Origin of the sequence: Aquimarina sp. TRL1 (assembly GCF_013365535.1) — a bacterium.
GTDB lineage: Bacteria > Bacteroidota > Bacteroidia > Flavobacteriales > Flavobacteriaceae > Aquimarina > Aquimarina hainanensis.
Window position 1 is genome coordinate 1,467,612 of the sequence record NZ_CP053590.1, and the last position, 25,099, is coordinate 1,492,710.

The 25,099-nt window shown below is 35.1% G+C and carries 27 protein-coding genes and 2 riboswitches; of the genes, 5 read left to right on the forward strand and 22 right to left on the reverse strand.

The window, feature by feature from the left end:
* Positions 1-43: 43 nt before the first annotated feature.
* Entirely contained in the window at positions 44-607 is a 564-nt protein-coding gene (locus tag HN014_RS05820) for a DNA-3-methyladenine glycosylase I (RefSeq protein WP_176027945.1), read from the forward strand.
* A gap of 4 nt (positions 608-611) precedes the next feature.
* Here HN014_RS05820 and upp read toward each other — a convergent pair whose 3' ends face one another.
* The 4 genes from upp to HN014_RS05840 all read right to left on the reverse strand — a co-directional run bounded on the left by upp (position 612) and on the right by HN014_RS05840 (position 3,448).
* A complete protein-coding gene (gene upp, locus HN014_RS05825; protein WP_176027946.1) occupies positions 612-1,265 on the reverse strand; it encodes a uracil phosphoribosyltransferase in 654 nt (217 codons plus the stop codon).
* Between the two features lie 36 nt (positions 1,266-1,301).
* Positions 1,302-1,943, reverse strand: coding sequence for a leucyl/phenylalanyl-tRNA--protein transferase (gene aat / locus HN014_RS05830; protein WP_176027947.1), 642 nt, complete (start codon positions 1,941-1,943; stop codon positions 1,302-1,304).
* A 239-nt stretch (positions 1,944-2,182) separates the two neighbouring features.
* Positions 2,183-2,563 (reverse strand): DUF3127 domain-containing protein, encoded by a 381-nt coding sequence (locus tag HN014_RS05835; protein WP_176027948.1) that lies wholly within the window; start codon positions 2,561-2,563, stop codon positions 2,183-2,185.
* 12 nt (positions 2,564-2,575) lie between these two features.
* Positions 2,576-3,448 carry a flavin reductase family protein gene (locus HN014_RS05840; RefSeq protein WP_176027949.1) on the reverse strand — a complete coding sequence of 291 codons (873 nt, stop codon included), beginning with the start codon at positions 3,446-3,448 and terminating at the stop codon, positions 2,576-2,578.
* A 140-nt stretch (positions 3,449-3,588) separates the two neighbouring features.
* Between HN014_RS05840 and HN014_RS05845 the strand changes: the two genes are divergently transcribed.
* Positions 3,589-4,752: a HAMP domain-containing sensor histidine kinase gene (locus HN014_RS05845; protein ID WP_176027950.1), complete on the forward strand. Its 1,164-nt coding sequence runs from the start codon at positions 3,589-3,591 to the stop codon at positions 4,750-4,752.
* Positions 4,753-4,796: 44 nt separating this feature from the next.
* The gene (locus tag HN014_RS05850) at positions 4,797-5,156 is read left to right on the forward strand and encodes a hypothetical protein (protein WP_176027951.1); all 360 of its coding nucleotides are present in this window, start codon (positions 4,797-4,799) and stop codon (positions 5,154-5,156) included.
* 6 nt (positions 5,157-5,162) lie between these two features.
* Here HN014_RS05850 and HN014_RS05855 read toward each other — a convergent pair whose 3' ends face one another.
* The 3 genes from HN014_RS05855 to greA all read right to left on the reverse strand — a co-directional run bounded on the left by HN014_RS05855 (position 5,163) and on the right by greA (position 6,571).
* The gene (locus tag HN014_RS05855) at positions 5,163-5,576 is read right to left on the reverse strand and encodes a thioesterase family protein (protein ID WP_176027952.1); all 414 of its coding nucleotides are present in this window, start codon (positions 5,574-5,576) and stop codon (positions 5,163-5,165) included.
* Between the two features lie 9 nt (positions 5,577-5,585).
* Positions 5,586-5,975, reverse strand: a complete 390-nt coding sequence (locus tag HN014_RS05860; protein WP_176027953.1) for an HIT family protein — start codon at positions 5,973-5,975, stop codon at positions 5,586-5,588.
* Between the two features lie 119 nt (positions 5,976-6,094).
* The gene (greA, locus tag HN014_RS05865; protein WP_176027954.1) at positions 6,095-6,571 is read right to left on the reverse strand and encodes a transcription elongation factor GreA; all 477 of its coding nucleotides are present in this window, start codon (positions 6,569-6,571) and stop codon (positions 6,095-6,097) included.
* Between the two features lie 262 nt (positions 6,572-6,833).
* Here greA and HN014_RS05870 point away from each other — a divergent pair, with 262 nt between their 5' ends.
* Positions 6,834-7,268, forward strand: a complete 435-nt coding sequence (locus HN014_RS05870) for a hypothetical protein (RefSeq protein WP_176027955.1) — start codon at positions 6,834-6,836, stop codon at positions 7,266-7,268.
* Here HN014_RS05870 and moeB read toward each other — a convergent pair.
* The 9 genes from moeB to HN014_RS05915 form a co-directional block, all read right to left on the reverse strand.
* The gene (gene moeB / locus HN014_RS05875) at positions 7,265-8,335 is read right to left on the reverse strand and encodes a HesA/MoeB/ThiF family protein (RefSeq protein ID WP_176027956.1); all 1,071 of its coding nucleotides are present in this window, start codon (positions 8,333-8,335) and stop codon (positions 7,265-7,267) included. The two genes, HN014_RS05870 and moeB, sit on opposite strands and share 4 nt — an antisense overlap.
* Before the next feature lie 186 nt (positions 8,336-8,521).
* The gene (gene thiH, locus HN014_RS05880) at positions 8,522-9,634 is read right to left on the reverse strand and encodes a 2-iminoacetate synthase ThiH (RefSeq protein ID WP_176027957.1); all 1,113 of its coding nucleotides are present in this window, start codon (positions 9,632-9,634) and stop codon (positions 8,522-8,524) included.
* Between the two features lie 28 nt (positions 9,635-9,662).
* The gene (locus HN014_RS05885) at positions 9,663-10,436 is read right to left on the reverse strand and encodes a thiazole synthase (protein WP_176027958.1); all 774 of its coding nucleotides are present in this window, start codon (positions 10,434-10,436) and stop codon (positions 9,663-9,665) included.
* Between the two features lie 4 nt (positions 10,437-10,440).
* Complete coding sequence (locus tag HN014_RS05890; protein ID WP_176027959.1) at positions 10,441-11,067, reverse strand: thiamine phosphate synthase; 627 nt, start codon at positions 11,065-11,067, stop codon at positions 10,441-10,443.
* Positions 11,060-11,812, reverse strand: coding sequence for a hydroxymethylpyrimidine/phosphomethylpyrimidine kinase (locus tag HN014_RS05895; protein WP_176027960.1), 753 nt, complete (start codon positions 11,810-11,812; stop codon positions 11,060-11,062). Before HN014_RS05895 ends, HN014_RS05890 begins: the two co-directional genes overlap by 8 nt.
* 19 nt (positions 11,813-11,831) lie before the next feature.
* The gene (locus tag HN014_RS05900) at positions 11,832-12,434 is read right to left on the reverse strand and encodes a thiamine phosphate synthase (protein ID WP_176027961.1); all 603 of its coding nucleotides are present in this window, start codon (positions 12,432-12,434) and stop codon (positions 11,832-11,834) included.
* A 60-nt stretch (positions 12,435-12,494) separates the two neighbouring features.
* Positions 12,495-14,354, reverse strand: a complete 1,860-nt coding sequence (gene thiC, locus HN014_RS05905; protein ID WP_176027962.1) for a phosphomethylpyrimidine synthase ThiC — start codon at positions 14,352-14,354, stop codon at positions 12,495-12,497.
* A gap of 138 nt (positions 14,355-14,492) precedes the next feature.
* On the reverse strand, positions 14,493-14,693 hold the full coding sequence (gene thiS / locus HN014_RS05910) for a sulfur carrier protein ThiS (protein ID WP_176027963.1): 201 nt from the start codon (positions 14,691-14,693) through the stop codon (positions 14,493-14,495).
* Positions 14,694-14,784: 91 nt separating this feature from the next.
* Positions 14,785-14,893, reverse strand: a riboswitch (TPP riboswitch).
* Between the two features lie 115 nt (positions 14,894-15,008).
* On the reverse strand, positions 15,009-17,195 hold the full coding sequence (locus HN014_RS05915) for a TonB-dependent receptor (RefSeq protein WP_176027964.1): 2,187 nt from the start codon (positions 17,193-17,195) through the stop codon (positions 15,009-15,011).
* Between the two features lie 148 nt (positions 17,196-17,343).
* A riboswitch (TPP riboswitch) is annotated at positions 17,344-17,452 on the reverse strand.
* 88 nt (positions 17,453-17,540) lie between these two features.
* Between HN014_RS05915 and HN014_RS05920 the strand changes: the two genes are divergently transcribed.
* Positions 17,541-19,964: an ATP-binding protein gene (locus tag HN014_RS05920; protein ID WP_176027965.1), complete on the forward strand. Its 2,424-nt coding sequence runs from the start codon at positions 17,541-17,543 to the stop codon at positions 19,962-19,964.
* Here the strand turns inward: HN014_RS05920 and HN014_RS05925 are convergent.
* The 6 genes from HN014_RS05925 to HN014_RS05950 all read right to left on the reverse strand — a co-directional run bounded on the left by HN014_RS05925 (position 19,961) and on the right by HN014_RS05950 (position 25,094).
* Positions 19,961-21,313, reverse strand: a complete 1,353-nt coding sequence (locus HN014_RS05925) for a sigma-54 dependent transcriptional regulator (RefSeq protein WP_176027966.1) — start codon at positions 21,311-21,313, stop codon at positions 19,961-19,963. The two genes, HN014_RS05920 and HN014_RS05925, sit on opposite strands and share 4 nt — an antisense overlap.
* 226 nt (positions 21,314-21,539) lie before the next feature.
* Positions 21,540-21,899 carry a hypothetical protein gene (locus tag HN014_RS05930; protein ID WP_176027967.1) on the reverse strand — a complete coding sequence of 120 codons (360 nt, stop codon included), beginning with the start codon at positions 21,897-21,899 and terminating at the stop codon, positions 21,540-21,542.
* A 226-nt stretch (positions 21,900-22,125) separates the two neighbouring features.
* On the reverse strand, positions 22,126-23,691 hold the full coding sequence (locus HN014_RS05935; protein ID WP_176027968.1) for a DUF4301 family protein: 1,566 nt from the start codon (positions 23,689-23,691) through the stop codon (positions 22,126-22,128).
* Positions 23,688-24,257: an AAA family ATPase gene (locus HN014_RS05940; protein ID WP_176027969.1), complete on the reverse strand. Its 570-nt coding sequence runs from the start codon at positions 24,255-24,257 to the stop codon at positions 23,688-23,690. Before HN014_RS05940 ends, HN014_RS05935 begins: the two co-directional genes overlap by 4 nt.
* Positions 24,218-24,850 (reverse strand): nicotinamide riboside transporter PnuC, encoded by a 633-nt coding sequence (pnuC, locus tag HN014_RS05945; protein WP_176027970.1) that lies wholly within the window; start codon positions 24,848-24,850, stop codon positions 24,218-24,220. Before pnuC ends, HN014_RS05940 begins: the two co-directional genes overlap by 40 nt.
* Positions 24,834-25,094, reverse strand: a complete 261-nt coding sequence (locus tag HN014_RS05950; RefSeq protein ID WP_176027971.1) for a YkoF family thiamine/hydroxymethylpyrimidine-binding protein — start codon at positions 25,092-25,094, stop codon at positions 24,834-24,836. Before HN014_RS05950 ends, pnuC begins: the two co-directional genes overlap by 17 nt.
* Positions 25,095-25,099 lie beyond the last annotated feature (5 nt).

Here is a 25,099-nt window from a genome sequence, read left to right on the forward strand (position 1 = left end):
TATACAAAGACAGAAAAACAATATATTTATAACAAAAAGTAAAATGGAAATACACAGATGTGCATGGTGTGTTGGTGATTCTTTATACGAACAATACCACGATGAGGAATGGGGAGTTCCGTTACATGATGAGCAAGAATTATTTGAATTTCTTATTCTCGAAACATTTCAGGCAGGACTTAGCTGGATTACAGTTTTAAAAAAGAGAGAAAATTTCAGAAATGCCTTTGATAATTTTGACTATCAAAAAATTGCATTGTATACAGATGACAAAAAACAGGCTTTACTTCAAAATGCTGGTATTATCCGCAACAAACTAAAAGTAAATGCTACCGTATCAAATGCGCAGGCATTTATCAAAATACAGGAAGAATTCGGCAGTTTCGACACATATATCTGGAGCTTTGTCAACCATACCCCTATTATTAATTCCTGGGCGCATCACAAAGATTGTCCTGCTACTACTGACACCTCTGACATCATTAGCAAAGACCTGAAAAAAAGAGGATTCAAGTTTGTTGGCTCTACGGTTATCTATGCTTTTATGCAAGCTATAGGAATGGTTAATGATCATGTAGTAGATTGTTTCAGGCACAAGGAAGTATAAGCCGTTACAATTTACTTCCATATGCTAAATCTCCTGCATCTCCTAATCCCGGTATAATGTACCCTTTATTATTCAACTCCTCATCTATTGCACCTATCCATAGAGACGTGTGGACAGGAAAGTGATCCTGTACATAAGCAACTCCCTTAGCGGATCCTATTACAGATATAATGTGTATTTCTTTTGGCTCTCCTTGTTTTTGCAATGCCTTATAAGTTGTTTCCAATGTACTTCCGGTTGCCAACATAGGATCTATAATTACGAGTACTTTGCCTTCTAATGAAGGGGTCGCCAGATAATTCGTAATGATCTCAAAATCGGTATCCGAATTCGTATGCTCCCTATAAGCAGAAATAAATGAACTCTCTGCAAAATCAAAATAATTCAGCACCCCCTGATATAAAGGTAACCCGGCACGAAGTACCGCACATAAAACCAGTTCTTTTTCTGGCAAAGACATCTTTTTCACCCCTAAAGGTGTTTTTATTTCCTGAGTAGTATATAAAATCTCCTTACTCATCTCATATGCCAGCACTTCGCCAATTCGTTCTATATTTTTGCGAAACCGCATTCGATCTTTTTGAATTTCTTCATCTCTGATCTCTGATACAAAATGATTCAGTATTGAGTTTTTTTCTCCAAAATTATATACTCTCATAAAAATTAGTTTATTATTAAAAAAAGACATAAGTTGTTATTCCCTCAGGTATGCCAAAAACTGTTCTCTTGGGATTTCCCTTCCTCCTAAACTTGCTAAATGTTCCGTATACATCTGACAATCTATTATCTTGGTTTCATAGCGCATTAATTCCTTCACCCAACTGATAAAACCGTATTTAGAAGCATTACTAACATGAGAAAACATACTTTCTCCGCAAAAAACTTTCTTCTCTCTAAGCCAAACACCATATAACCCACCAACTAAATTGTTTTCCTTCCAAACTTCTACAGATACTGCAATTCCCATTTGATGAAGTTTTTTATACGATCTCTTCATTTCTTTTGTTATCCATGTTCCATCCTGATCCACCCGTTCTATAGAAGCACATTGTTCTATTACTTGATCAAAACAAGTATTGTAAGTCACCTCAAATGCTTCTTGCCTGAATAATTTGCGCATACTTTTACTCACTTTAATCTCTTCTGGATAAAGAACCATTCTGGGATCCGGACAGAACCACATAATAGGTTGATCATCATTAAACCATGGAAAAATTCCTTGTTGATAAGCAGCTATTAATCGTTCTACAGATAAATCTCCTCCCAATGCTAACAACCCATCCGGATTTGCATGAGAAACCGGAGGAAACACTATGGAATCATTAAGAATATACAAAACAAATTTTTTACTTTATCTCTAGGTTAAACATTATACATTCATTTTGAATTCATTAAAATAATGATAATATTTGTTAGAACCTTTTAGGTTAATTTTGTTCATCATTGCTTTTTGAGTTACTAAAAGGTTATAATAATTCACAATATGAAAAGTCCGATACAATGTATCGGACTTTTTGCTATTTTGTTGATTTCAACAAACCCATTTGTTTGCAAAAAACATCTCTTTTCTTATTATTAAAAAGGTAAATCATCGTGTTCATCATTCGACACATCTGATGCTGGTTCAAAAGCATCTGCCGGAGGCGTTGGAGGAGGTGCTTGCATCCCAGCTCCAGCAGCTTGCAGCGCTTCAATTCTCCACCCCTGGATCGAATTAAAATATTTGGTTTCTCCCTGAGGGTTTACCCACTCACGACCTCGAAGGTTGATACTAATTTTCACATCTTGTCCTACGCCAAAATTGTTTAACAAGTCACATTTATCCTGCACAAATTCTACCATTATATGCTGTGGATATTGCTCATCTGTAGTTACAACAATTTCACGCTTTCTAAAACCATTGTTTCCAAAGGTTTGTGTAGAACCTATCATCTTTACTTTACCTTGTACTTCCATCTTTCTGTATTATTATTTTGCTGCTAAAATATTCCATGCAGTATGAATATCATCTTTTTCTAGATACTGCTTGGCAAATTTATGAATTTCTTCAACGTTATCCTGATCTAATTTTGTCTTAATCTCCGTACTATTATCAACAAAGGCTATTGCTTCCTCTGGTAACGGGATTTTCTCTACATTTCCTAATTTACCGAGATCATTCCCTGTAAATACTGTGCTGTGTTTTATTGTTTCCGGGAGTGCATCAATTCCAATCCCCATAGTGGTTAATGGCTTCGGCACTTCAAACATTCCCATATTAGCTCTGGAATACCAATTTCCCCCCATACGAGCAACCTGATCAATTTTATGTTGATCTATTTTACCCGCTTCATCCAACACCTCTTCTTTTACATGCATAAGAACTACTTCACATATAATTAAGTTTCCTGCTCCTCCTTCATTCCCCATCGGCATTATCTCATTTACTTTGCACTCAAACTGAACAGGGGACTCCCCTACTCTAAAAGGGGCTACTTTCGCCGAAGAGACCATTGTCAATCCAGATTTTTCAAACTCATTCACTCCCTTTGGGTATTCAGTACTGGATAGAGACATTTGCTGTACAATATCATAATTAACGATATTAATAACAACTTCTTTGGTCTCCTGAGCATTTTCCAACGTATGTTTAATCGTATTATCTCTAACTCTTCTTGCTGGTGAAAATATCAGAATAGGAGGGTTCGCGCTAAAAACATTAAAAAAACTAAAAGGAGAAAGATTCGGATTCCCATCTCCATCTATTGTACTCGCAAAAGCAATAGGTCTGGGACCTATGGCTCCTAACATCATACCGTGTAATTTCCCTGTCGTTACCTGAGAAGGATCTATTGTTATCATATCTATAAATTCTAAAACAAAGATAACTAAAGTTTATCCCTAATCAGAGTAGAAAAAGGAAGTTTATTCTTCATAATATCCACAAACAATAAAACCATTCTAAAAACGATTATATTTGAAATTCAATAAATCAATATCCTATGAATTTTTCTGACGAGCGTAATTTTGCGAGCTATTTTATCATTGTAGCTGTTTTGGTGATTACCGGGCTTGTCTTATGGAACACTTCTCTCTTTTTTCAAAAACTAAAAGATGACGAGCGTATAAAAATGCAGGTATGGGCACAGGCACAAAAAGCTTTTAACAGTGACCTAATGGATGATTACTTAGATCTGACAATTATTATCAATAAGTCCAATACTACAATCCCAATCATTATCACTGATGAAAATGATAACATTGACCCTACTTTATGCGCCAATCTTCCTGATGGAGTCAACGAGGATTCGGAAAAGTTAAAAGAGTATCTCGAAGAGCTAAAGTCAGAAAATGATCCTATGACTATCGACCTAAAAGAAAGTGTTCAATATATTTATTACGGAGATTCTGCTGTGTTAAACAAATTAAAATACTATCCGATTGCGATCGCCCTGATTATTTTCTTGCTTATCGGTGTTATTTACTTTTTCTTTTCTACCTCTAAAGTCAGTGAACAAAACAAACTATGGGCAGGAATGGCAAAAGAAACCGCTCATCAAATCGGAACTCCCTTATCTTCATTAGTCGGTTGGGGTGAAATTTTAAAATCAGAAAATGTCAATCCTGAGTACCTCGTAGAAATGGAAAAAGATATTGCCCGATTAAAAGAGATAACAGAGCGTTTTTCTAAAATCGGTTCTATTCCCAATCTGGAAAAACTGGATATCGTCCACGAAACCAAAGAAACCTATTTGTATCTCCAGGCGAGAAGTTCTAAACTTATTAATTTTTCAATCAATCTTCCTGATTATCCTATAGAAGTATACCTGAATCGGCAATTATATAGCTGGACAATAGAAAATCTTGTTAAAAATGCGATTGATGCAATGAGAGGAAAAGGAAATCTTCATATCTCATTAACCGAAGATACCAAAAGAGTCTATATCAAGGTTAAAGATTCCGGTAAAGGGATCCCAAAAAGCAAGTTTTCTAAAATATTCGAACCTGGATACACCTCTAAGAGCAGAGGATGGGGATTGGGACTATCGCTAGCAAAAAGAATTATAGAAAGCTATCACTCCGGGCGAATTAAAGTCTATAAATCTGAAATAGGAAAGGGAACCTCTTTTCAAATCACCCTGCGTAAATCTGACCCTCTTGCATAACATAATTATGACAAATCCGTTATAGTATGTAAACCTACATACAAGTGAAAACGGAACAAATTATCCTGAAAGAAGCGATTCTGAACAATAACTGCCCCGAATGTTATGCCAAAGGAAGTATAACACTTGCTTTTCGACAAAAACGATTACGCTCCCGATTATTAACCATTGTAAAACCTGCAATAGAAGAGTCGATGCACTGCTCCAAATGTGAATCCTCCATTTTTCCTGGACAATGGACTAAAGACATCGAATTAGTATATAAGTATCATAAAAAAACGATCCGTCCAAAACCTGCATCCATGCATTTTTCTGGATTATCATACTTCATTTTCTTCTTATTGACAGCCATTACCGTTATTATTATGTATTGGGACACATTGTCTCCTTATCTAAAATCTTAACCGTCTTTACTGATACTCTTTCATCAGCGCTCTTAAGGCATCTGGAATTCTAAATGTTTTGTCGATGTTAAAATCAAAACAAACGGCTACATCATGACCCTCTGCACACAATACACCATCATCATTGTACAGTTCATGATATAAGCCAAAACTAGAATTTTTGACAAAGGCAACTTTGGATTTAATTAAAACATTGCCTGGGAAAAACAACGGGTGTTTAAAATCACAATGAGTAGAAACAAGCATAGGTCCTTTTTTAGTTTCTTCATAAAGTTTTGCCAAGCCACTAACTTCCCAAAACTGAACCCGGGCGCTTTGCATGTATTTCATAAAATTAACATTATTCACATGCTGATAGGTATCCATTTCACTCCAGTCAATTCGCAATTGCAAAGAGAGTTTACTTGTTGACTCACTCATCTTCACTGCTTACAGGTTTGCTCGTATTGCTTCTGCCAGCGCCATGAATTCTTCTTTTTGCATAGACACCTTATGCTGAAATGTCATTTCTCTCATATCATTAAGCGGAATCAGATGCACGTGCACATGTGGCACTTCTAATCCTACTACAGCCATTCCAACACGCTTACAAGACACTGTTTTTTCTATAGCAATTGCTATTTTCCTTGAAAAATTCATCAATCCCTGATATGTTTCTTCGTCTAAATCAAATATCTTATCCACCTCTTTTTTAGGGATACACAATGCATGTCCCTGAGCATTAGGATTTATATCTAAAAAAGAAAAAAAGTGTTCGTCTTCTGCAATTTTGTAACAAGGGATTTCTCCATTGATAATTTTTGTAAATATTGAGGCCATTTAGGATGTTTCTTTGTGTTTATAAAACGGAAATATAGGGTATTTAACCCGAAGATAAAATCAAAAAAAGCCTTTCTTTGATTTCTTAAGAAAGGCTTTTTTGATTTTTTAAGATTTAATTATTCTCTGGAAATTTCAATCACATCAAACTTCATAATTCCATTCGGAACCTGAATCTCAGCTACGTCTCCTACACTTTTTCCCAGCAGCCCTTTTCCAATAGGAGAATCTACAGAGATTTTTCCTTGTTTAAGGTTCGCTTCACTCTGAGCCACTAGTTTATATATCATTTCGGCTCCATTTGTCTGATTTTTAATTTTTACTGTAGAATGTATCAATGCTTTAGAAATATCCAATTGTGATTCATCTATCAACCTTGCTCCTGATAAGGTTTCTTCCAGCTTCGATATTTTCATTTCCAAAAGTCCCTGTGCTTCTTTCGCAGCATCGTATTCTGCGTTTTCACTTAAATCCCCTTTATCGCGGGCTTCTGCAATCGCCTGAGAAGCTTTAGGACGTTCTATATCTTTGAGATGATTTAATTCATCTCTTAATTTTTTTAATCCTTCCGCAGTATAATAAGATACTTTGCTCATAACTTCATCGTTTATAAAATAGAAAAAATCCCATAAAGATGGGATCTTAGTATAACAAAGATAAGAAAAAAAAACACCTGATAGAAGTAATGGGACAGGAGTATTTTTCAACAAGAAAAACGATTTAATACTTGTAAAAAGACAAAAAAGAGCCACAATCATTTGGGTTTTCTTATTCAAATGAAGTATGTTTACTTTTTATTTCTCTGTCTTTATTTTTTTAAATAACCAGTGTTTATCTTATTTTGAATATTTCTTTTTTATGAGACGCTATTTTTATTTTCTTGTTTTAGCATTAATTACAATTGCTTGTTCCAGCGACGATGTTGCGAGAAGAAACCCGTTTTTACCTGAGGTAAATGTCAATTTCCAAATTGATTTAAACCTTCCTCAATACAGTGATTTAAAATTTTCCGGAAATCATGTTATTGAAACAACCGCAGGAAGAGGTATAAAAGGTATCATTATTTACAGCAAAGGAAATTCTCAGTTTTCAGCTTTTGAACTAAGTGATCCGAATATTCCTATAAGCGATTGTTCTCCTTTATCGGTAACGGGTATTTTAGCTTCTTCTAACTGTGGAAACGACAATGTATACAATATCGTTACTGGTATACAAACTAAAGGAGAAGGTGGTTATCCTTTGCTTCGATATACTATTAGAGCAGAAGGAAATACCCTTTTTATTACAAATTAAGATATTACAGCTAGTCCGTTAGTTAGATTCAGCAAATTCAGATCATTTCTCAATGCAAGTATTTTACGTATAGCGATCTTGCTTCTTACTCCTGATTGACAACAAACAACAATCGGCTTGTCTGACTGAATTTGATGAATTTTATCATCCATTTCTTCAATGGGTATATGAATCCCTCCAAGATTAAACTGTTCAAACTCCTCTTGGGTTCGGACATCTAAGATTTGATATTCCTGTAGATTGTTTTGCACTTCCTGTGCAGTAATTTCTACTATTCTACCTGCAGGCAGTATCCCACAAAAGAAATCGTAATCATCGGCTAATGTGACAATATCCGACGCTTCATTTTTAGTTACAGAGAGTATATATTGTTGTAATGACAATGCGTCTATACATAGCAGTTTTCCTGACAGAACATCTCCTATTTCCAACACCATCTTGATAACCTCATTCGCCTGAAAACTTCCGATAATTCCAGGTAATACTCCCAGTACTCCTATTTCTGAACAATTAGGAACTGCATCTGGTTCTGGAGGGGTAGGATACAAACATCTGTATGTTGCTCCTCCTTTATAATTAAATACGGATACTTGTCCCTGAAATTTAAAAATTGATCCAAAAACCAATGGTTTATCCAATAAAACACATGCATCATTTACCAAATAGCGTGTCGGAAAATTATCACTCCCATCTACAACAATATCATACTCTGAAAAAATATCCAGTACATTTTCTTTGGTAAGCCTTTCGTTATACACTTTGAAAAAAATGTATGGATTCAGCTTCTCCAACCTTTTAGAAGCTGTAATTGCTTTCGGTTTCCCTATATCATCTATAGTATACAAAATTTGTCTTTGCAAATTTGTCTGATCCACTACATCATCATCTACAATCCCAATATGTCCTATACCTGCTGCTGTTAAATACTGTAACACCGGACACCCTAGTCCTCCTGCACCAATCACCAATACTTTTGAAGAACCGATTTTTTGCTGTCCTTCTTCTCCTATTTCTTCTAAAATCAGATGCCTGCTGTATTGTATTTTTTCTTCCTTACTAAACCTCATCTATTTTTATAAAATTTTATACTACTGAAAATAAATACAGTTAACTACCTCCGGACAAATCTACGAAACACTCAAAGGAAACTACTATAAAATATTTCAACACAAGTACCGGAACATTTACATCCTATTTAGAGAGTAAAAAAACTTACTTCTGCTGGGAGCAATTTTTATAGCTCCGTAATCTTTTTATTGCCAATTGTTTTCCCAGTCTTTCCAGACTACTTCTAACCCTCTCTTTTTTAACATTTCTACAATCACTTCTGTAGGGCGTTCATCAGAGATCTCAAACTGTTCCAGAGATTCTGGTTCTACAACATATCCTCCTGGATTGGTTTTTGATTCTGCACTAATGGAGGTAATTCCTAAATTAACTATATTTTCTCTAAAAACTTCACTCTCTCTGGTAGATAAGGAAAGTTCCACATCCTCATCCAACAGCCTAAAAGCGCAAATTAACTGTACCAAATCCGCATCTGTCATAGCTACTTTAGGTTCTAAACCTCCCGAATGAGGTCTCAATCTGGGAAAAGAAATGGAGTATTTTGTTTTCCAATAGTTTTTTTGCAAATACTGAAGATGCAGTGCTGTAAAAAAACTATCTGCTCTCCAATCTTCAAGACCAAACAAAGCTCCTAAACCTATTTTATGAACCCCTGCCCTTCCTAACCTATCCGGGGTTTCTAACCGAAAATCAAAATTTGATTTTTTTCCTTTGGGGTGGTGTTTTTTATATTCTTCTTTGTGATAGGTTTCCTGATACACTAATACCGCATACAAACCACTTGCAATTAAGCGTTCATATTCTTCCTGGAGCAAGGGTTGTACCTCTATTGTAATATTTGCAAAGTTTGATCGGATTAGCTGAATCGCATGATCGATATAATCTACTCCTACCGTTCTATTTGCTTCTCCGGTTACTAAAAGAATATGGTCATAACCTTTAGACTTTAAATAACCGATTTCCTTAAGTATTTCAGCATCCGTTAATGTTCTTCTCGGAATTTTATTAGTCATACTAAATCCGCAATATGTACAAATATTATGACACTCATTACTGAGATACATAGGGGCATACATCTGTATTGTTTTTCCAAAACGCTTTTTAGTCAACAAACTACTCTGTTGTGCCATTTGTTCAAGATACGGTTTTGCTGCAGGGGAAATTAATGCTTTAAAATCTTCCAGATTTCTTTTCTCTTTATGCAATGCCCTATCCACATCTTCTGATGTTTTGGAAAAAATACTAGAAAGAACATCATCCCATGGATATTGTTCGAATATTTTTTTAAAGCTGTTCATCCGGATATAATTACACTATACTTTTTTATTAATTTTCAGACAGGAAACTTGTCAAAGGACTACTTGCTTCCGCATGTGATCGCACAGGAGCTAGTTTTGCATTATATGCCATTCGACCTGCCTCTACTGCTTTTCGAAATGCTTCGGCCATATGTACTGGATTCTGGGAAACTGCAATTGCTGTATTAACCAATACGGCATCTGCACCGATCTCCATTGCATATGCAGCATGAGAAGGGCTTCCAATCCCAGCATCAACGACTACCGGAACATTGCTTTGGTCAATTATAATCTCCAGAAACTCTATTGTTTTTAACCCTTTGTTACTTCCGATCGGTGCTCCTAAAGGCATTACGCATTGTACGCCGACCTCTTCTAACCGTTTACACAAAACCGGGTCTGCATGAATATAAGGCATTACCACAAAACCTTCTCTTACCAATTCTTCTGCTGCCTTTAAAGTCTCAATCGGGTCCGGCAACAAATACTTAGGATCAGGATGAATCTCTAACTTAACCCAATTCGTTTCCAGAGCCTCTCTTGCCAGTTTCGCTGCAAAGACAGCTTCTTTCGCATCTCTAACTCCAGATGTATTGGGCAATAAATTAATGCGAGGATGCTGTAAATGGGTTAATAAATCATCTTCATCATCATGTACATCTACACGCTTCAACGCTACTGTGATCAACTCACTTTCTGATTGCAGTAAGGCTTCTTTCATCAGTAAAGAAGAACTAAACTTACCTGTTCCTGTAAATAATCGAGAAGAAAACTCCTTATCTGCTATTTTTAACCTATCCATATCTTTATCTACTAACCGCCAGTGTGTTTATATTTTTTATTTTTTCTTCTATATCCATTGTTGCTGTCAACATTCCGGACACCGCCACTCCTGAAACTTTTGTCTCTAGTAATGCTCCTACATCCTCTTCTTTTATACCTCCTATAGCTACGACAGGAACCGAGGCTTTATAGTTTCTAACTTCAGATAAAATTTCTTTATATCCTTCTATCCCTAATACAGGACTTAAGTTTTCCTTTGTACTGGTATACCTGTATGGTCCCAAACCAATATAATCGACTCCATTGTCTATATGCATTTTGCAGTCGTCGAAAGTATTTGCTGTTCCTCCGATAATAAAATTAGCTCCCAGCACTTTTCTTGCTTCTTCGGGACTTACATCATTCAGCCCCAGATGGATTCCATCCGCTTGAGCTGCCTTTGCCACATCTACATTGTCATTTACAATCATAATAGCCTCATAATCATCGCAAATTTCTCTACATCGTAATGCTGTTTGTAAGTAGACAACTGTGTCTACATTTTTCATTCTAAGTTGTATCCATTTGCAGCCTCCCTTACAAACATTTTTTATGTTTTCGAGATGTTCTTCCGGAGTTTTCCCCTGAGATATGTAATACACTCTATCCATGGTATCCTAATAAACTTTTATTTGATTGCAATACTTTCTCTGTATATCTTTTTCCTCTATAGACTGCTTTGTGAAGTGAAAATCCTCTTGCCAAATAAGCTGCTATAGCAGACGATAACACACAGCCACTTCCGTGTTTCTCTGAATGGTTTTTCCCTTTTGGATTATAGGTAAACACCTCTCCTGATGGCAGGTATAATTCGTCTTTTCCTATAGCTTCTAAACGATGACCTCCTTTTAACAACAAACCGGTTCTCCCACTGATATATGCTATTGTTTCTTCAATATCTTTTTCTGGAAATAAAGCTTCTATTTCGTCATAATTAGGAGTAATCAATGTTATTTTTTTCAAAACAGCATTAAATACTTCTATTTGCTCTTCTTGTTTTTTGAAATCAAAATTGGTACTGGATCTCAATACAGGATCTACTACAATCTTTATTCTATCATTATACACTGTCAGTACATCTATAATCTCATGTAGTAATTCCCAATCTTCTATAATCCCAATTTTTACAACCTCGATATCAAAACGCTCTAACAAGGTTTGCAGTTGCCGTTTAATTACCTGTTTTTCTATCCAATGACAGCATTTAAAACACTTATCGTCTTGTATTGTATTTGCTGTACATACTGCTAGTCCATAACATTTTAAATGATCGAATGTTTTACTATCCGCAACCAAACCTGCACCCCCCGAAGGATCAAAACCTGCTATTGTTATTACATACGGTCTATTTCTCATTTCAAAAGAACTATTACTCCTATTTTTTCGTTACTGCTTCGTATGCTTGTTGGATTTCTATAAAGCTAGTCAATGGATCAACAGTATTCCACACTCCTCCCAAAATGCCAACACCTTTATACCCTAAATCACATGTGGCTCGTATTGTTTCCTTATTAATCCCTCCCATTCCAATAATTTTTTTTGAACTTTGGGTTACATCAAATCCTCTTCCTTCATATCCTTGCTTGGATATCGAACTAAAAACAGGACTCAGTAATACATAATCAAATGAGACCGGACAAGCTTCAATAGTTTCAGGAAGATGAAAAGAGCTGCTTACGCAATATCCTTTTTCTATATATGACTGCACATATTTTTCTAATTTTGCGCCCAAGTCTATACGAGGTTTTTCTTGAATATGCACTCCTCTAAGCTTATATTCTTTGCATAAATCATGATAGTAATGCAGCATTATCCGATTGTGAAATGGCTTCTCGATCTGATCCAGCAATTCCCTATATCTTTCTTTGGAAAACTCAGGCTTTCTCAAGTGTAATACTTGCAATCCATTAGCAAACAAACTATTGATAACATTAGCTTCTTCTGAAATATTTTTTTCTGAGGTAAGAACGATCACCATACGTATATTATTTAAAATCATTATCTGAGGGTACAAAATGACTTGTACCCTCAATTAATATTATAAGTATACTTCGCTCCCTTTTTCCTTAAACTCTTCCGCTTTTTCTTCCAATCCAATTTTCAGAGCTGATTTCTCTTCAATTTCTTTCTTAGCAGCATAATCTCTGACCTCCTGAGAAATCTTCATCGAGCAGAATTTTGGTCCACACATACTACAGAAATGAGCAATTTTTGCTCCTTCTGCCGGCAGCGTCTCATCATGATATTCTCTTGCTAATTCCGGATCTAAAGAAAGATTAAACTGATCCTCCCATCTAAATTCAAATCGCGCCTTACTAAGTGCGTCGTCTCGATGTTGCGCTCCTGGATGTCCTTTTGCTAAATCAGCAGCATGTGCTGCCAGTTTATAGGTTATTACTCCTGTTCGTACATCGTCTTTATTAGGAAGACCTAAGTGTTCTTTTGGAGTTACATAACATAACATAGCGGTTCCATACCACCCAATCATAGCAGCTCCGATTCCCGAAGTAATATGATCATACCCAGGGGCTATATCTGTTGTCAATGGACCTAATGTATAAAAAGGTGCTTCTCCACAGGCTTCCAGCTGCTTATCCATATTTGCTTTAATCATATGCATAGGTACATGCCCTGGTCCTTCGATAAATGTCTGCACATCGTGCTTCCATGCAATCTTGGTTAATTCTCCCAGTGTTTCTAATTCTGCGAATTGTGCTTCATCATTAGCATCAGCAATACATCCTGGACGGAGTCCGTCTCCAAGAGAAAATGCCACATCATAGGATTTTAATATCTCACAAATTTCTTCAAAATGCGTATATAAAAAGCTTTCTTTATGATGTGCTAAACACCATTTAGCCATGATTGATCCTCCTCTGGATACGATTCCTGTAATTCGTTTTGCTGTCATCGGCACATACGCCAAACGAACCCCAGCATGAATTGTAAAGTAATCAACCCCCTGTTCCGCCTGTTCTATCAATGTGTCTCTAAAGATTTCCCAGGTGAGATCTTCCGCTTTTCCATTTACTTTTTCTAATGCCTGATAGATAGGAACAGTTCCTATTGGCACTGGAGAGTTACGAATAATCCACTCTCTGGTTTCATGTATGTTCTTACCTGTAGATAAATCCATGATATTATCAGCTCCCCATCTACATGCCCAAACAGCTTTTTCTACTTCTTCCTCAATACAAGAGGTAGTAGCAGAGTTTCCTATATTGGCGTTAATCTTTACCAAAAAGTTTCTTCCCAAAATCATTGGTTCACTTTCTGGATGATTAATATTAGATGGAATTACAGCTCTTCCTCTGGCAACTTCTTCTCTCACAAATTCAGGAGTAATAACATCGGGAATACTAGCTCCAAAATCATGTCCCGGATGCTGTACAGACAATCGTTTCGCCTCCTGAAGTTTTTGATTCTCTCGTATTGCTACATACTCCATTTCTGGAGTAATAATTCCTTGTTTAGCATAATACATCTGAGAGACATTTTTACCTTTTTTGGCTCTTTTCGGTTTTTGAATATGATTGAATCGAAGGTGATCCAGACTTTTATCATTTAACCGTTCATTACAATATGTAGAAGAAAAACCATCTAGTTCTTCCACATCACCTCTACTCATAATCCATTCTTCTCTAATACGCTCTATTCCTTCGTGTACATTTATTTTTTTTGAAGGATCTGTATATGGTCCACTGGTATCATATACCGTAACAGGCTGATTTGGTGTTTTCTTTCCTGTGAAACTATCAACAGTATCACTCAAGGTAATTTCACGCATAGCAACCTTTATATTAGGATGAATTTCTCCCGGAACATAGATCTTTTTCGATGCAGGAAACGGGGTAGTAGAAATTACATTTTCCTGAGGTGCTGTATCTTTTTTCTTCATGGTAACGTATTTTAACGATTTATTTTGAGCTATTACTTTACTCACTTGGTGAGATTCATGCTCCGAGGCAAGCCTCTCAATTAAAAATTTGTTTCAAACGAACCCCTCACAGGCTTCGTCTGAGGCAGTTCCTTCTATTTATCCTCCCTGTGTCGCTTGAATAATAATAACATTATCTCCTTCTTTGAACAAAAGAGTTTCCCAATCTGTTTTTGGTACAATTGTATTATTAATCGCAACTGCAATTCCCTGAGAGGATAACTGAAGTAACTGTAACAACGTCTGTACAGAGCTGTTTTCTTCTATTTTTTGTTGTTGATTATTAACGTTTATGGTCATGTTCTTAGCTATATTGCCATAAACTCTAGGTACTGTAACTACATAATTGAATACAATATCGTTACATCCATTGAAGAAATACTACCGAAAAAAATCGATAATAACTTTTCCCTTCGACGGGATTAGCCGCATCAGGTTCAAAGGGTATTTCTCAGACCTCACTTTCATTACAAAAAATAAGGACACCCCTAAAGTTTATGTTGTAAAAGTAATCAAACTGATCTAAAAAGCAATTTTTATTCGCTTTTTAGATCAATTCTTAATACCAACTGCAAGGTTACACTACCGTAAGCATGCATTTCGTGTTAGACTGTTTTAAAATTTTAGTGTTGCCCCTAACAAAAAATTAATTCCTGCCTGAGGATAATACCCTACCCCTTCTTCAGTTGTTATTGTTCCTGGAGTACTAAAATCATCTTGATAGGTATAAAAATATCCGTTAGATTCATATTTATGATCAAAAATATTATTCACCACTCCACTAAGTACAACACTTTTAAACACTGAAAAACCTGTAATTTCATAAACGATATTCAGGTCGTTGACAAAAAAATCGTCTAACTTTGATTTTTTACTGTCAATGTTTCCCATATATTGCTCGCCTACATACTTAGATAAAAAACCAATTGTCATGTTTTCAACTGGATGGTATTCAATCACATTTCCTGCAATAATCTGAGGAGAAAAAGAAATATGAGTATCTCCAAGAGAAACTAATGCATCGCCTTCTGTTTTGATAAAATCTTTGTTTTTATTGTCGCTCAAAGCTATATTAGGTCTAACTAAAAGCTTATCCTTTAATATCACTACCTGTGCATCTACTTCTATTCCTAATCGATAGCTTTCTCCACTTGTTGCTCTGATAGGCTCCCCTACATCATCAATAGCTCCTGTTAGTACTAATTGATCTTTATACCACATAAAATATGCATTGGTATTCAATACTAATTTATCAGAGAATAATCGCCAGCCAACTTCTACATCCTGTAATTTTTCTGCCGTATTGATTCCATTCTCAAAATCGTCTCTTCTCGGTTCTCTATGGGCTATAGCATAGGAAGCATATAGATGGTTCTGTTTATCAATCGTATAGGTTGTTCCTATTTTAGGGTTAAAAAAATCATATGTTTCATCAACCTGTAACGCAACCCTGTCAGAGGTAAGTCCAGTTGTTTTATAAGTTACGAATCGCCCCTGAAGATCCAGGAATGCACTCCATTTTTCATTGACTTTGTAGGTTGTTTTTCCAAAAACAGTAAATTCATTTTTTCTTCCATTACCAGAGTAATAATGGTCTCTTATTTCCGACCCGCCTGCATATTGAGCCCAAATAACTTCTCCAAAATGGTCTCCATCATAATGACTAAAGAAACCTCCTGCTTTAATATCCAGATTTTCTTTTTTATAATTTACATTGGCATTAATCACATAAAAATCATTTTTCAGCCATCTTCGTCTGATCAGATCCGTGGTATTAATAATCTCTCCCCCTATATTAATAGGCGTAAAATCATAATCTTCAAAATCCTCATCTTCTTTATACTGTTCAAAATACCCTCTTCCATAAGTATAATTCAGCCCTATATTAGACGACCAGTAATTATCAAATTTTTGATTCCAATGCAATTGATAATGATCTTGCTTATAATTATCTACTTCATTATCATAAAATCGAATATTTCCATTTTCATCTTCATACTGACCAGCAGAATTAAACGTTCTGTTATCTATTAATGTTTTTTCATCAACTCCATTCCAGGATTGATATGTAATTTCATGACCTCCAAAAGCAATTGCTTTAATCAAGGTCCCATCTGTAATATATGCCCCTTGCAAAAAATATGATTTCAAATCCGAAGCTGCCCGATCAATATATCCATCAGAAGCAATTGCCGAAAGCCTTCCCGAAAACTCTACCTTATTATCCAAAAGCCCAGTACTATATTTCAATGTATGTTTTCTAGTGCCAAAAGAACCGAATGAGTTTGTTATTTCTCCATATCCTTTTTCCGAAACAGCATCTGTTAAAAGATTCAGGCTTGCCCCAAACGCTCCGGAACCATTAGTTGATGTCCCTACTCCTCTTTGCAATTGCAGATTTTCTACTGAAGAGGCAAAATCAGGTAAATTCACCCAAAAAGTCCCTTGACTTTCTGAATCATTAAAAGGAATTCCATTCAGGGTTACATTAACCCTGGTAGCATCACTACCTCGCACTCGTATTCCTGTATACCCTACCCCTGCTCCTGCATCAGAAGTGGTTACTACTCCCGGAAGATAATTTAATAATATCGGGATATCCTGCCCTAAGTTTCTTCCTGACAGTTCTTCCTTACTGACATTAGAATAGGTGATAGGTGCATCTGCCTCTACACGAACTGCTTTTACTAAAACCTCATCTAGTTTTTCTGGTTCTTTTTTTATAGAATCTTGTACTTTTTCTTGTGCTATTCCTACTACAGAAAACAACATACATATGATACCATATACTTTATTTGACATCTCTTTATTTTTTCATAATTACTAAAAACCATGTTCTTCTTTATTTTGAACATTTCTTTCATAAAAAAACAAGAGTACGATGCTGCAGAACCTCCTTACAATCCGCTTTTGAGGCACAACCATCAGGAAGAGTTCCTGTATAAAGACATAAAAATAGTATGCTTCCTCCCTTAGCAGCATTACCTGCTCAGGTTCATTGGGTATCTTCTCAGCCGACTCTAAGTTTTTAATTCAAATCAGCACCCCTCTCGAAATTCTAAGTGCAAAAGTAGTAGGTTTTGGTGATTTATAATAACTTTATTCTATTAGAACAATGCTTTCTTTCATTCTGAGTTATATAGTCATATGAGTAAGTCGAAAACTTCTGTAACATTAAAGATTATTGTAGGGTATATTATCCTTACTGCCCTTGCCATTGTTGCTTTTTGGGTTATTAATCACCAGGTGAGCAACTACACAAAAATCACCGATATTAAGAACGAAAATAACGAAAAGCTTTTTATGGTTAGTTCTGCTTTGACTGACCTATATGAAGCAGAAAGTCTTACCCGTACTATTATACAAACCTCTGACCTGGAAAAACTGGAAAACTACAAGGCTAAAATCGACTCTATTCTTAAAACCATCGATAATGTCAGTAAAATATCCGGGGACTCTATTCAAATAAAAAAAATTGACAGCATCAGATATCTGGTAGACAGTAAAAATAAAAACCTGGAAGATTTAATGCTGCTTCACAAACAGCAAAATGAAAAAGGGTTATACGAAACTGCTATTGACGAACTGAAAAAAGCGAATGAATCTTTTGGTGATCCCAACTATGACGAACGCTTTAAAAACCTGACTCCGGAATTCAGAAAAACTATTGTAAACGTTATCAAACTAACTAAGCAAGATAATGCTAAGCGACTAACCAATCAAACTGTTGACTCTCTGGCTGCAAAGGTGAAACATGTACTTGCTGAACTGGAAAAAAGAGACAAAAAGCACGAAAAAGAAATTCTGGAAAAAGAAAATACATTATTAGAAAATGATCAAATTATTACACAACAACTTAGAGGACTTCTTGCCACTATCGAATTAAATGAAAGAAACCAATATTACTCTCGTCTAAAAGCCTCTAATGAGGTTTTGGATAAAACGACAAATACAATTATTCTTATTTCCTCTATCAGTTTGCTTATCACAATTCTTTTTCTATTCATGATTATCAAAGATGTTTCCAGAAGTCAAAAGTACAGGAATGACTTAGAGGCAGAAAAAGCATATACAGAATCTCTTCTGAAAATGAGAGAATCTCTGATCAATACGGTTACTCATGATTTGAGATCTCCTTTAAACACTGTTATTGGATATTCTGACCTATTAGAGAAAACACATTTAAATGCTAAGCAAAAGCACTATCTGGATTATCTAAAAAAATCCTCTGATTACATCTTACACCTGGTTAATGATCTTTTGGATTTATCCAAACTAGATGCTGGAAAGATGATTATTGAGGAGCTTCCTTTTGTTCCAAAAAAAATCATCGAAAACACCATCTCTAATGCCATCCCGGTTAATAGCAAAAAAGACATCGAAATAAAGGTAATTTCTACTGATGCCCTAAACAGGCAATATCTCAGCGATCCTTTCAGAATAAAACAAGTTCTCACGAATCTCATAAGTAACGCTTATAAATTTACTTTTGAAGGATCTATTACTATCCAAAGCGAAATAGACGAATCTGATATCTCTGACAAAAAACTGATCATTAAAGTAAAGGACACCGGAATTGGCATCTCAAAAAAACAGCAAAGATATATATTTGACGAATTCACTCAGGGAGAGGATGATACTGATAAAAAATATGGAGGTTTTGGTCTTGGACTTGCTATATCCAAAAAAATAATATCCTTATTAAATGGGGCAATATCTTTAAAAAGTGATCCTGATGTAGGAAGTGAGTTTACCATTTCTATTCCTATCAAAGATTCTAATTTTATTATTCCCGAAGAGAATGACGCCACAAATGATATATTAGATTTTGTTGATAAAAAAGTCTTGATTGTAGATGATGAGAGTAGTCAACTAGCATTAACCAGTGAAGTGGTTTCTATGGCAGGCTTATCCTATGATTCTTGCGACAATGCTATTAAAGCACTATCCATGATCAGGGAAAACAGGTATGATTTAATATTAACTGATATTCAAATGCCAAAAATGGACGGTTTCGAATTGCTTGATGCTTTAAAAAAAATGGATCAGTACAAGGACATCCCTGTTATTGCCTTATCAGGAAGGATCAATACTTCTGTCACAGAATATAAGGATGCTGGTTTTTCTGCAAACTTACGAAAACCATATGCTCCTAAAGAACTGACTAAATTAATTGCGGAGACCCTTAATATTAATACAAAAGAACCATTACCCACCTCCCAGAACAAACTCCTTGTTTCAAAAAACGAACAATATTCTCTAGAAGATTTAATGTTATTTGCTCATGGAGACACCGATTCCCTACATGCTATTCTGGATACATTTTATGAAAGTACCATTGAGAATATGAATAGTCTAAAATCGCTTATTGAAAAAGAAGACAAAGATCAGATCAAAAAAATAGCTCATAAAATACTGCCAATGTTCAAACAAATAAAGGCTAAAGAAATAATTCCTATGCTCGAAGAACTGGAACATATGGATGCTACAAACACCTCAATGCTTCCTCTGGCATCTACTGCCATGCATAAAATTAAAAAACTTATCGAAAACCTAAAAGTAACCTCTTAAAGACTTATATCATATTGTTTTAGCTTATTATACAATGTCTTTCTGTCTATTGACAATAAACGAGCTGCTTTTGCCTTGTTCCCATTTGTTTTTTCCAAAGCATCGAGAATAAGTTCTTGCTCATTCTGATTTTTAAACAATCCATATGTCTGTTTCCTTGTATGGGAAGCATAAGCAATATCATTTGGTAATACTGTTAGTGAAATCATCCCTTCCTGAGAAAGCAATACTGATCTGCGAATAATATTTTTTAGCTCCCTAAGGTTTCCTGGCCAATCGTATTTTTTAAAAGCTTCTATTACTTCTTCTGAAAAACCAACAACCTGTTTATCTAATTCTACATTAGATTCCTCCAGAAAATGGTTAGCGAATAAAATCAAGTCTTCTACTCTATCTTTTAGAGGAGGTACTTTTATAGAAAATTCATTTAACCTATGATATAAATCTTCTCTAAAGTCTCCATCTTTTACTGCCTGACTGAGATCTTCATTCGTTGCTGCTACGACTCTTATATCTACTTCTATTTCTTTATTACTCCCTACAGGTTTAATTTTCCTTTCCTGTAGTGCCCTTAACAACTGTACCTGTAATTCATAACTGAGATTCCCTATTTCATCTAAAAACAATGTTCCTCCATTCGCTGCTTCGAAATGACCTACTTTATCGTTTACCGCTCCGGTAAAAGAACCCTTTATATGACCAAAAAATTCACTGGATGCAATCTCTCTGGGAATAGCTCCACAATCGACTGCCACAAATGGTTTTTCAGCTCTTTTACTTGCTTTATGAATGCTACTCGCTACATATTCTTTTCCCGTACCGCTATCGCCAATCACCAAAACAGACATTCTTGTTGGAGCAACCAATGCAATATAATCCCCTAATTTCTTAGAAGCATCACTAACCCCTCTTACAAAAGAGCTGGGCGTTTTTCTAGAAACATCAATTGTATTCTTTTTTGGCTTCTGAGTAATTTCTTCTTTGGACTCTCCTGATTCTAACGCTTTTTTTATCACCTGAAGAATCGCATCTGGATTAAATGGTTTGGACACATAATCAAATGCTCCCTGCTTAATGGCATTAACGGCCATATTAATTTCAGCATACCCCGTCATAATGATCACCTGAGTATCGTTATTTTTGTTTAGAATATCAGATAAAAGAGCAATTCCATCTTTATCCGGTAATCTTACATCTGTTAACACTACATCAAAAGTATCATTTTGTATTTGTAACACTGCTTGACTTCCTGAAAATGCAGTACTTACCTCGTAATCATTCTTTTGCAAAAACGTCTTAAGCATTGTACAAAATGCGACATCATCTTCTACGATCAGTATCTTAGACATATTGTTTAATTAATTCTTCTTCATTCTTCTTAATCATACAAATATAAAGTTCTCTATAAATGTACTTATTATATCTCCCCCTAAAGTTAAACATTAAAAGTCGTATGTTATTATATATTAATCAAAAAAAGAGACTCCTGGGATTGAGTCTCTTTTTATAGCACTAAACAACTTTATATCGTTCACTATGACACTAATGGAACGATATCCTTTTCTACCCCTAGATTTAAGATTCGTTGTCTGGCTTTATCCATTGTCCTTTTGCACTTGCAAAAAGAGTTTTGGTTTTATTTTTATCTCCTTTTAGGATTACCTTATAGGTATTGTCTTTTGAGAAAAATGCCCCATAAATATGTAAATCGACATAATCTCTTACAACAGCATCTACTATTGCAACGGGTAATTCTGCTATCTCAATTTCTGTATATTCATTTTGTTCTAATAAATGATTTAACTTTTCCAATTCATTATTAAAACTATTCAACTCTTCATAAATTCCATTCATTGCTAAATCCTGCTGCGCTGAAATTCCCTGTGCCGAGATGACACTTATTACAACTGCTATTATCATTGCTATCTTTTTCATTAGATTTAACTTTAATACACTATAGAAATAGGAATAATTATTCCAAAAAAACAGAAAAAGAAAAAAAATCATAAATCACTGTTTTTCAATTAATTATATCTAAAAAGATTATCACCAACGAAAAACAAATATGTAGATTCCACATAAAAATGTGGAAATTTTACACACTAAAAAACTCCGATGTTTATATCGGAGTTTTTTAGTATTTCAGAAGCATCTATTTTTTTCAGGAAAATAATTTTGTTTGATGAGCAGATTTCAGTAAATCATTTACTGTTTTTACTGGATTAAACGTAGTTAACGGCACTTCTACAAACACGCTAATCCAGTTAGACATTGCTCCATTCCACAGTCCTGGTAACTCCAAAGCTTTCAGTGTTTTTCCATTTAATGACTTTTTTGATATAAATCCAGTTTCAGGATCTACAAAGTCCGTCAAGTTGAATTTTTCTCCCTTATAGTTTCGCACTCCACATACCAAATCCACCGGATTAAAATGCGTTGCTGTTTTTAAGATATCTTGTTGTCTCTTATCATTTTTATCGATCTGAGGTGCTTCTATAATCTGTAGCACTAACCTTCCTCTTTCATTTTTAACCCAGAAAGGTCCTCCTCCAGGTTCTCCTTCATTAATCACCATACCACATACACGAATAGGTCTGTTAAGAGAAGTCCTTAAAAACTCCAGTTTATATTTTTCAGAAAATTTATCAAAATCCAATGGTAATCTTACGTTTAACTGTTGTACCAGGAATTTTTTTATATCTTTTAACTCTGCCTCAGAAGGGGTTTCTTTATCCAAAGCATTCATTATCCTGAATACCTCATCCTGTATTTCAATTAATTTCCCTGCGAGAATTTTTTTGTACTTTGACACCTCATCCTGATACTTTCTCACTACTACATTATCTATGTTTTTAATATAAATAATATCCGCCTCTATATCGTTGAGGTTTTCTATCAAAGCCCCATGCCCTCCTGGTCTGAACAGTATTTCTCCTTCTTCTGTTCTAAAAGGCTCATTTTTTTCTGTTACCGCAACTGTATCTGTTTCAGGTTTTTGGAATGAATATGAAATTTCAAAACGCGTTTCTGTTTTTTCCTGTACTTTCTTTTCTATTCTTTTAAATTCCCCTTTAAAAGCTGTCAGGTGCTCTTTAGAGATTGTAAAATGCACTCTAGATAATGCCTCTTTATTACAATTATATCCTGCCGCTTCATATAAATGCTCTTCAAAAGCAGTAGACACATCCTCCGAATAATTGTGAAACGGAAAAAGCCCTTTGGGAAAAGTACCATAATTCAGCCCTTTTTCTTTGAGCATCATTTCTACAAATACATACAATTGTTTTCCTTCTGACAAGGATTCAAAATTAGGATAAGAGCTTCTGACTTTTCCCATAACTACCCGGTAAAAAGGAAATTTCTCCAAACCAATTAAAAAAAGACGAATTGCATTTGCTTTTTCATAATTAGTGTAGGCATTCAAACTTTCTTTCTCATATTCATAATTATCCAAGAACTTAAACAATTCTTTAAACATACGAGTTGCTGCTCCTGAAGCGGGAACAAACTTAATCGTATCCAGATTAGCAATACGAGACTCATACAACTTTATCAGTTCTGATTGATGGTGATCTGCTACCTGAATAATTCCATTTCCAATTGTTGCTGAATCCCTTAATGCTACAAAAGGAATTTCCTTTTTGAATGTCTCTATTTGAGAAAGTACTTTTTCTACTGTTAACCCCCTTTGATTAATTAGCTTAATATCCTTATCCGAAATATTCACTTCTTTCCTTTAATTAGTTCATCAATTATTTTAACGGCTTGCTTAAAACGAGGTATTTTATCTCCTTTTAAGACCACATATGGACGCTTGTATTTTTCCAGAGCCTCTTTAAAACGGAGAAACATCTGCTCTCTTTCGTGGGGTTTGTCTCGTAAGTCATCTGGAGTCCAAGGTGTATCTATATATGTCAGCAAATATAAATCATATTCATTTTCAATAGCAAATTTATCAAGCACATCCGCTACTTCCCCATCAAAATAAGCCTCTGAATACACTTTAGTTACTAACAAATCTGTATCACATATTACAAGTTTACCTCCTCGTCTTACCGCTTCATTTTCTAATTGCATTTGCCCTTCTGCTATAGGGAGCAAATCTGCATAAGCGCATATTTCTTTTGAGGTATCCCATTTTTTCTGAAGATATTCTCTAGCATATTCTGGTACCCAAGCTACCTCATAGTGAGAGGCTAATTGTTTAGACAATGTTGTCTTCCCTGTTGATTCCGGACCAAATAAAACAATTTTCACACAATCTCCTTGTTCTTGTCTAAGCTTTTCTTCCATGCTAAATACCCTAAAATCGCTATTACTGTAAAGATTAAATATTGCAAAGATAACATCCCCAAACCTCTATAAGCATATAAAGGAACTGTAATTATATCTGCAAAAATCCATAGTGTCCAATTTTCTATTTTTTTATTCGCCATATACCACATTGCTGTAAAGAACACACCGGAAGTAAATATATCAATCCAATTTTCTCCCTGTATCGCTACCCCAGTTAAAGCATATACCATATAAGTTACAAACATTGTTATAGAAAACATAAAAAATCCAACTAGTTTTTCCTTGAGATTTGTTCTGGAAACAGGAACAACAGGGCTGTTGTTATTTTTTCTGGACCAGTTCCACCAACCATATAGACTCATTATAGAGTAATAAAAATTCATCATCATATCTCCAAAATATGCTGCCTTATAGAGAAGATAGACTGATATAACTGTAGCTAATAATCCTGTCGGATATACCCAGATATGAACTTTCTTTGCATAAAAAACGCTTAGAATCCCAAACACAAAAGCAATCGCTTCTAACACTATAAAAGAAGTAGGAGTCTCAGAATATGCATTCAAAAAGAAATCAAAAATCTGGCTCATAGTTACTTCTATTGCTTTTTACTAATTTCATATGTATCAATACCTGCTCCATCGCTTCAAAAGACTTCTTAATTTCCTGAGACAAGAACTTCATTACCTCATCATAATCTCCGTATACTTGTGTACTTAAGGGGGTCTCTATCACCTCAAACTTTGATTGTCTCAGGCGTTTTATAAAAGTGATTATATGTTTTTCATAATCCTCTTGAAGAGGAGATAATGTCAATTCTACTGAAATCTGCATCTGTA

Bases quoted from the DNA above. Each gene is read 5' to 3' on its own strand.
- HN014_RS05840 (WP_176027949.1), bottom strand. From the start codon at position 3,448: ATGATAACAATAGATCCTTCTCAGGTAACGACAGGGAAATTACACGGT.
- HN014_RS05860 (WP_176027953.1), bottom strand. From the start codon at position 5,975: ATGGCCTCAATATTTACAAAAATTATCAATGGAGAAATCCCTTGTTAC.
- HN014_RS05835 (WP_176027948.1), bottom strand. From the start codon at position 2,563: ATGGAAGTACAAGGTAAAGTAAAGATGATAGGTTCTACACAAACCTTT.
- HN014_RS05845 (WP_176027950.1), top strand. From the start codon at position 3,589: ATGAATTTTTCTGACGAGCGTAATTTTGCGAGCTATTTTATCATTGTA.
- greA (WP_176027954.1), bottom strand. From the start codon at position 6,571: ATGAGCAAAGTATCTTATTATACTGCGGAAGGATTAAAAAAATTAAGA.
- HN014_RS05940 (WP_176027969.1), bottom strand. From the start codon at position 24,257: ATGGAAGAAAAGCTTAGACAAGAACAAGGAGATTGTGTGAAAATTGTT.
- moeB (WP_176027956.1), bottom strand. From the start codon at position 8,335: ATGAGGTTTAGTAAGGAAGAAAAAATACAATACAGCAGGCATCTGATT.
- HN014_RS05915 (WP_176027964.1), bottom strand. From the start codon at position 17,195: ATGTCAAATAAAGTATATGGTATCATATGTATGTTGTTTTCTGTAGTA.
- HN014_RS05950 (WP_176027971.1), bottom strand. From the start codon at position 25,094: ATGCAGATTTCAGTAGAATTGACATTATCTCCTCTTCAAGAGGATTAT.
- HN014_RS05870 (WP_176027955.1), top strand. From the start codon at position 6,834: ATGAGACGCTATTTTTATTTTCTTGTTTTAGCATTAATTACAATTGCT.
- HN014_RS05900 (WP_176027961.1), bottom strand. From the start codon at position 12,434: ATGGTGATCGTTCTTACCTCAGAAAAAAATATTTCAGAAGAAGCTAAT.
- HN014_RS05820 (WP_176027945.1), top strand. From the start codon at position 44: ATGGAAATACACAGATGTGCATGGTGTGTTGGTGATTCTTTATACGAA.
- HN014_RS05920 (WP_176027965.1), top strand. From the start codon at position 17,541: ATGAGTAAGTCGAAAACTTCTGTAACATTAAAGATTATTGTAGGGTAT.
- HN014_RS05930 (WP_176027967.1), bottom strand. From the start codon at position 21,899: ATGAAAAAGATAGCAATGATAATAGCAGTTGTAATAAGTGTCATCTCG.
- thiH (WP_176027957.1), bottom strand. From the start codon at position 9,634: ATGAACAGCTTTAAAAAAATATTCGAACAATATCCATGGGATGATGTT.
- thiC (WP_176027962.1), bottom strand. From the start codon at position 14,354: ATGAAGAAAAAAGATACAGCACCTCAGGAAAATGTAATTTCTACTACC.
- upp (WP_176027946.1), bottom strand. From the start codon at position 1,265: ATGAGAGTATATAATTTTGGAGAAAAAAACTCAATACTGAATCATTTT.
- pnuC (WP_176027970.1), bottom strand. From the start codon at position 24,850: ATGAGCCAGATTTTTGATTTCTTTTTGAATGCATATTCTGAGACTCCT.
- thiS (WP_176027963.1), bottom strand. From the start codon at position 14,693: ATGACCATAAACGTTAATAATCAACAACAAAAAATAGAAGAAAACAGC.
- HN014_RS05895 (WP_176027960.1), bottom strand. From the start codon at position 11,812: ATGAGAAATAGACCGTATGTAATAACAATAGCAGGTTTTGATCCTTCG.
- HN014_RS05925 (WP_176027966.1), bottom strand. From the start codon at position 21,313: ATGTCTAAGATACTGATCGTAGAAGATGATGTCGCATTTTGTACAATG.
- HN014_RS05885 (WP_176027958.1), bottom strand. From the start codon at position 10,436: ATGGATAGGTTAAAAATAGCAGATAAGGAGTTTTCTTCTCGATTATTT.
- HN014_RS05890 (WP_176027959.1), bottom strand. From the start codon at position 11,067: ATGGATAGAGTGTATTACATATCTCAGGGGAAAACTCCGGAAGAACAT.
- HN014_RS05855 (WP_176027952.1), bottom strand. From the start codon at position 5,576: ATGAGTGAGTCAACAAGTAAACTCTCTTTGCAATTGCGAATTGACTGG.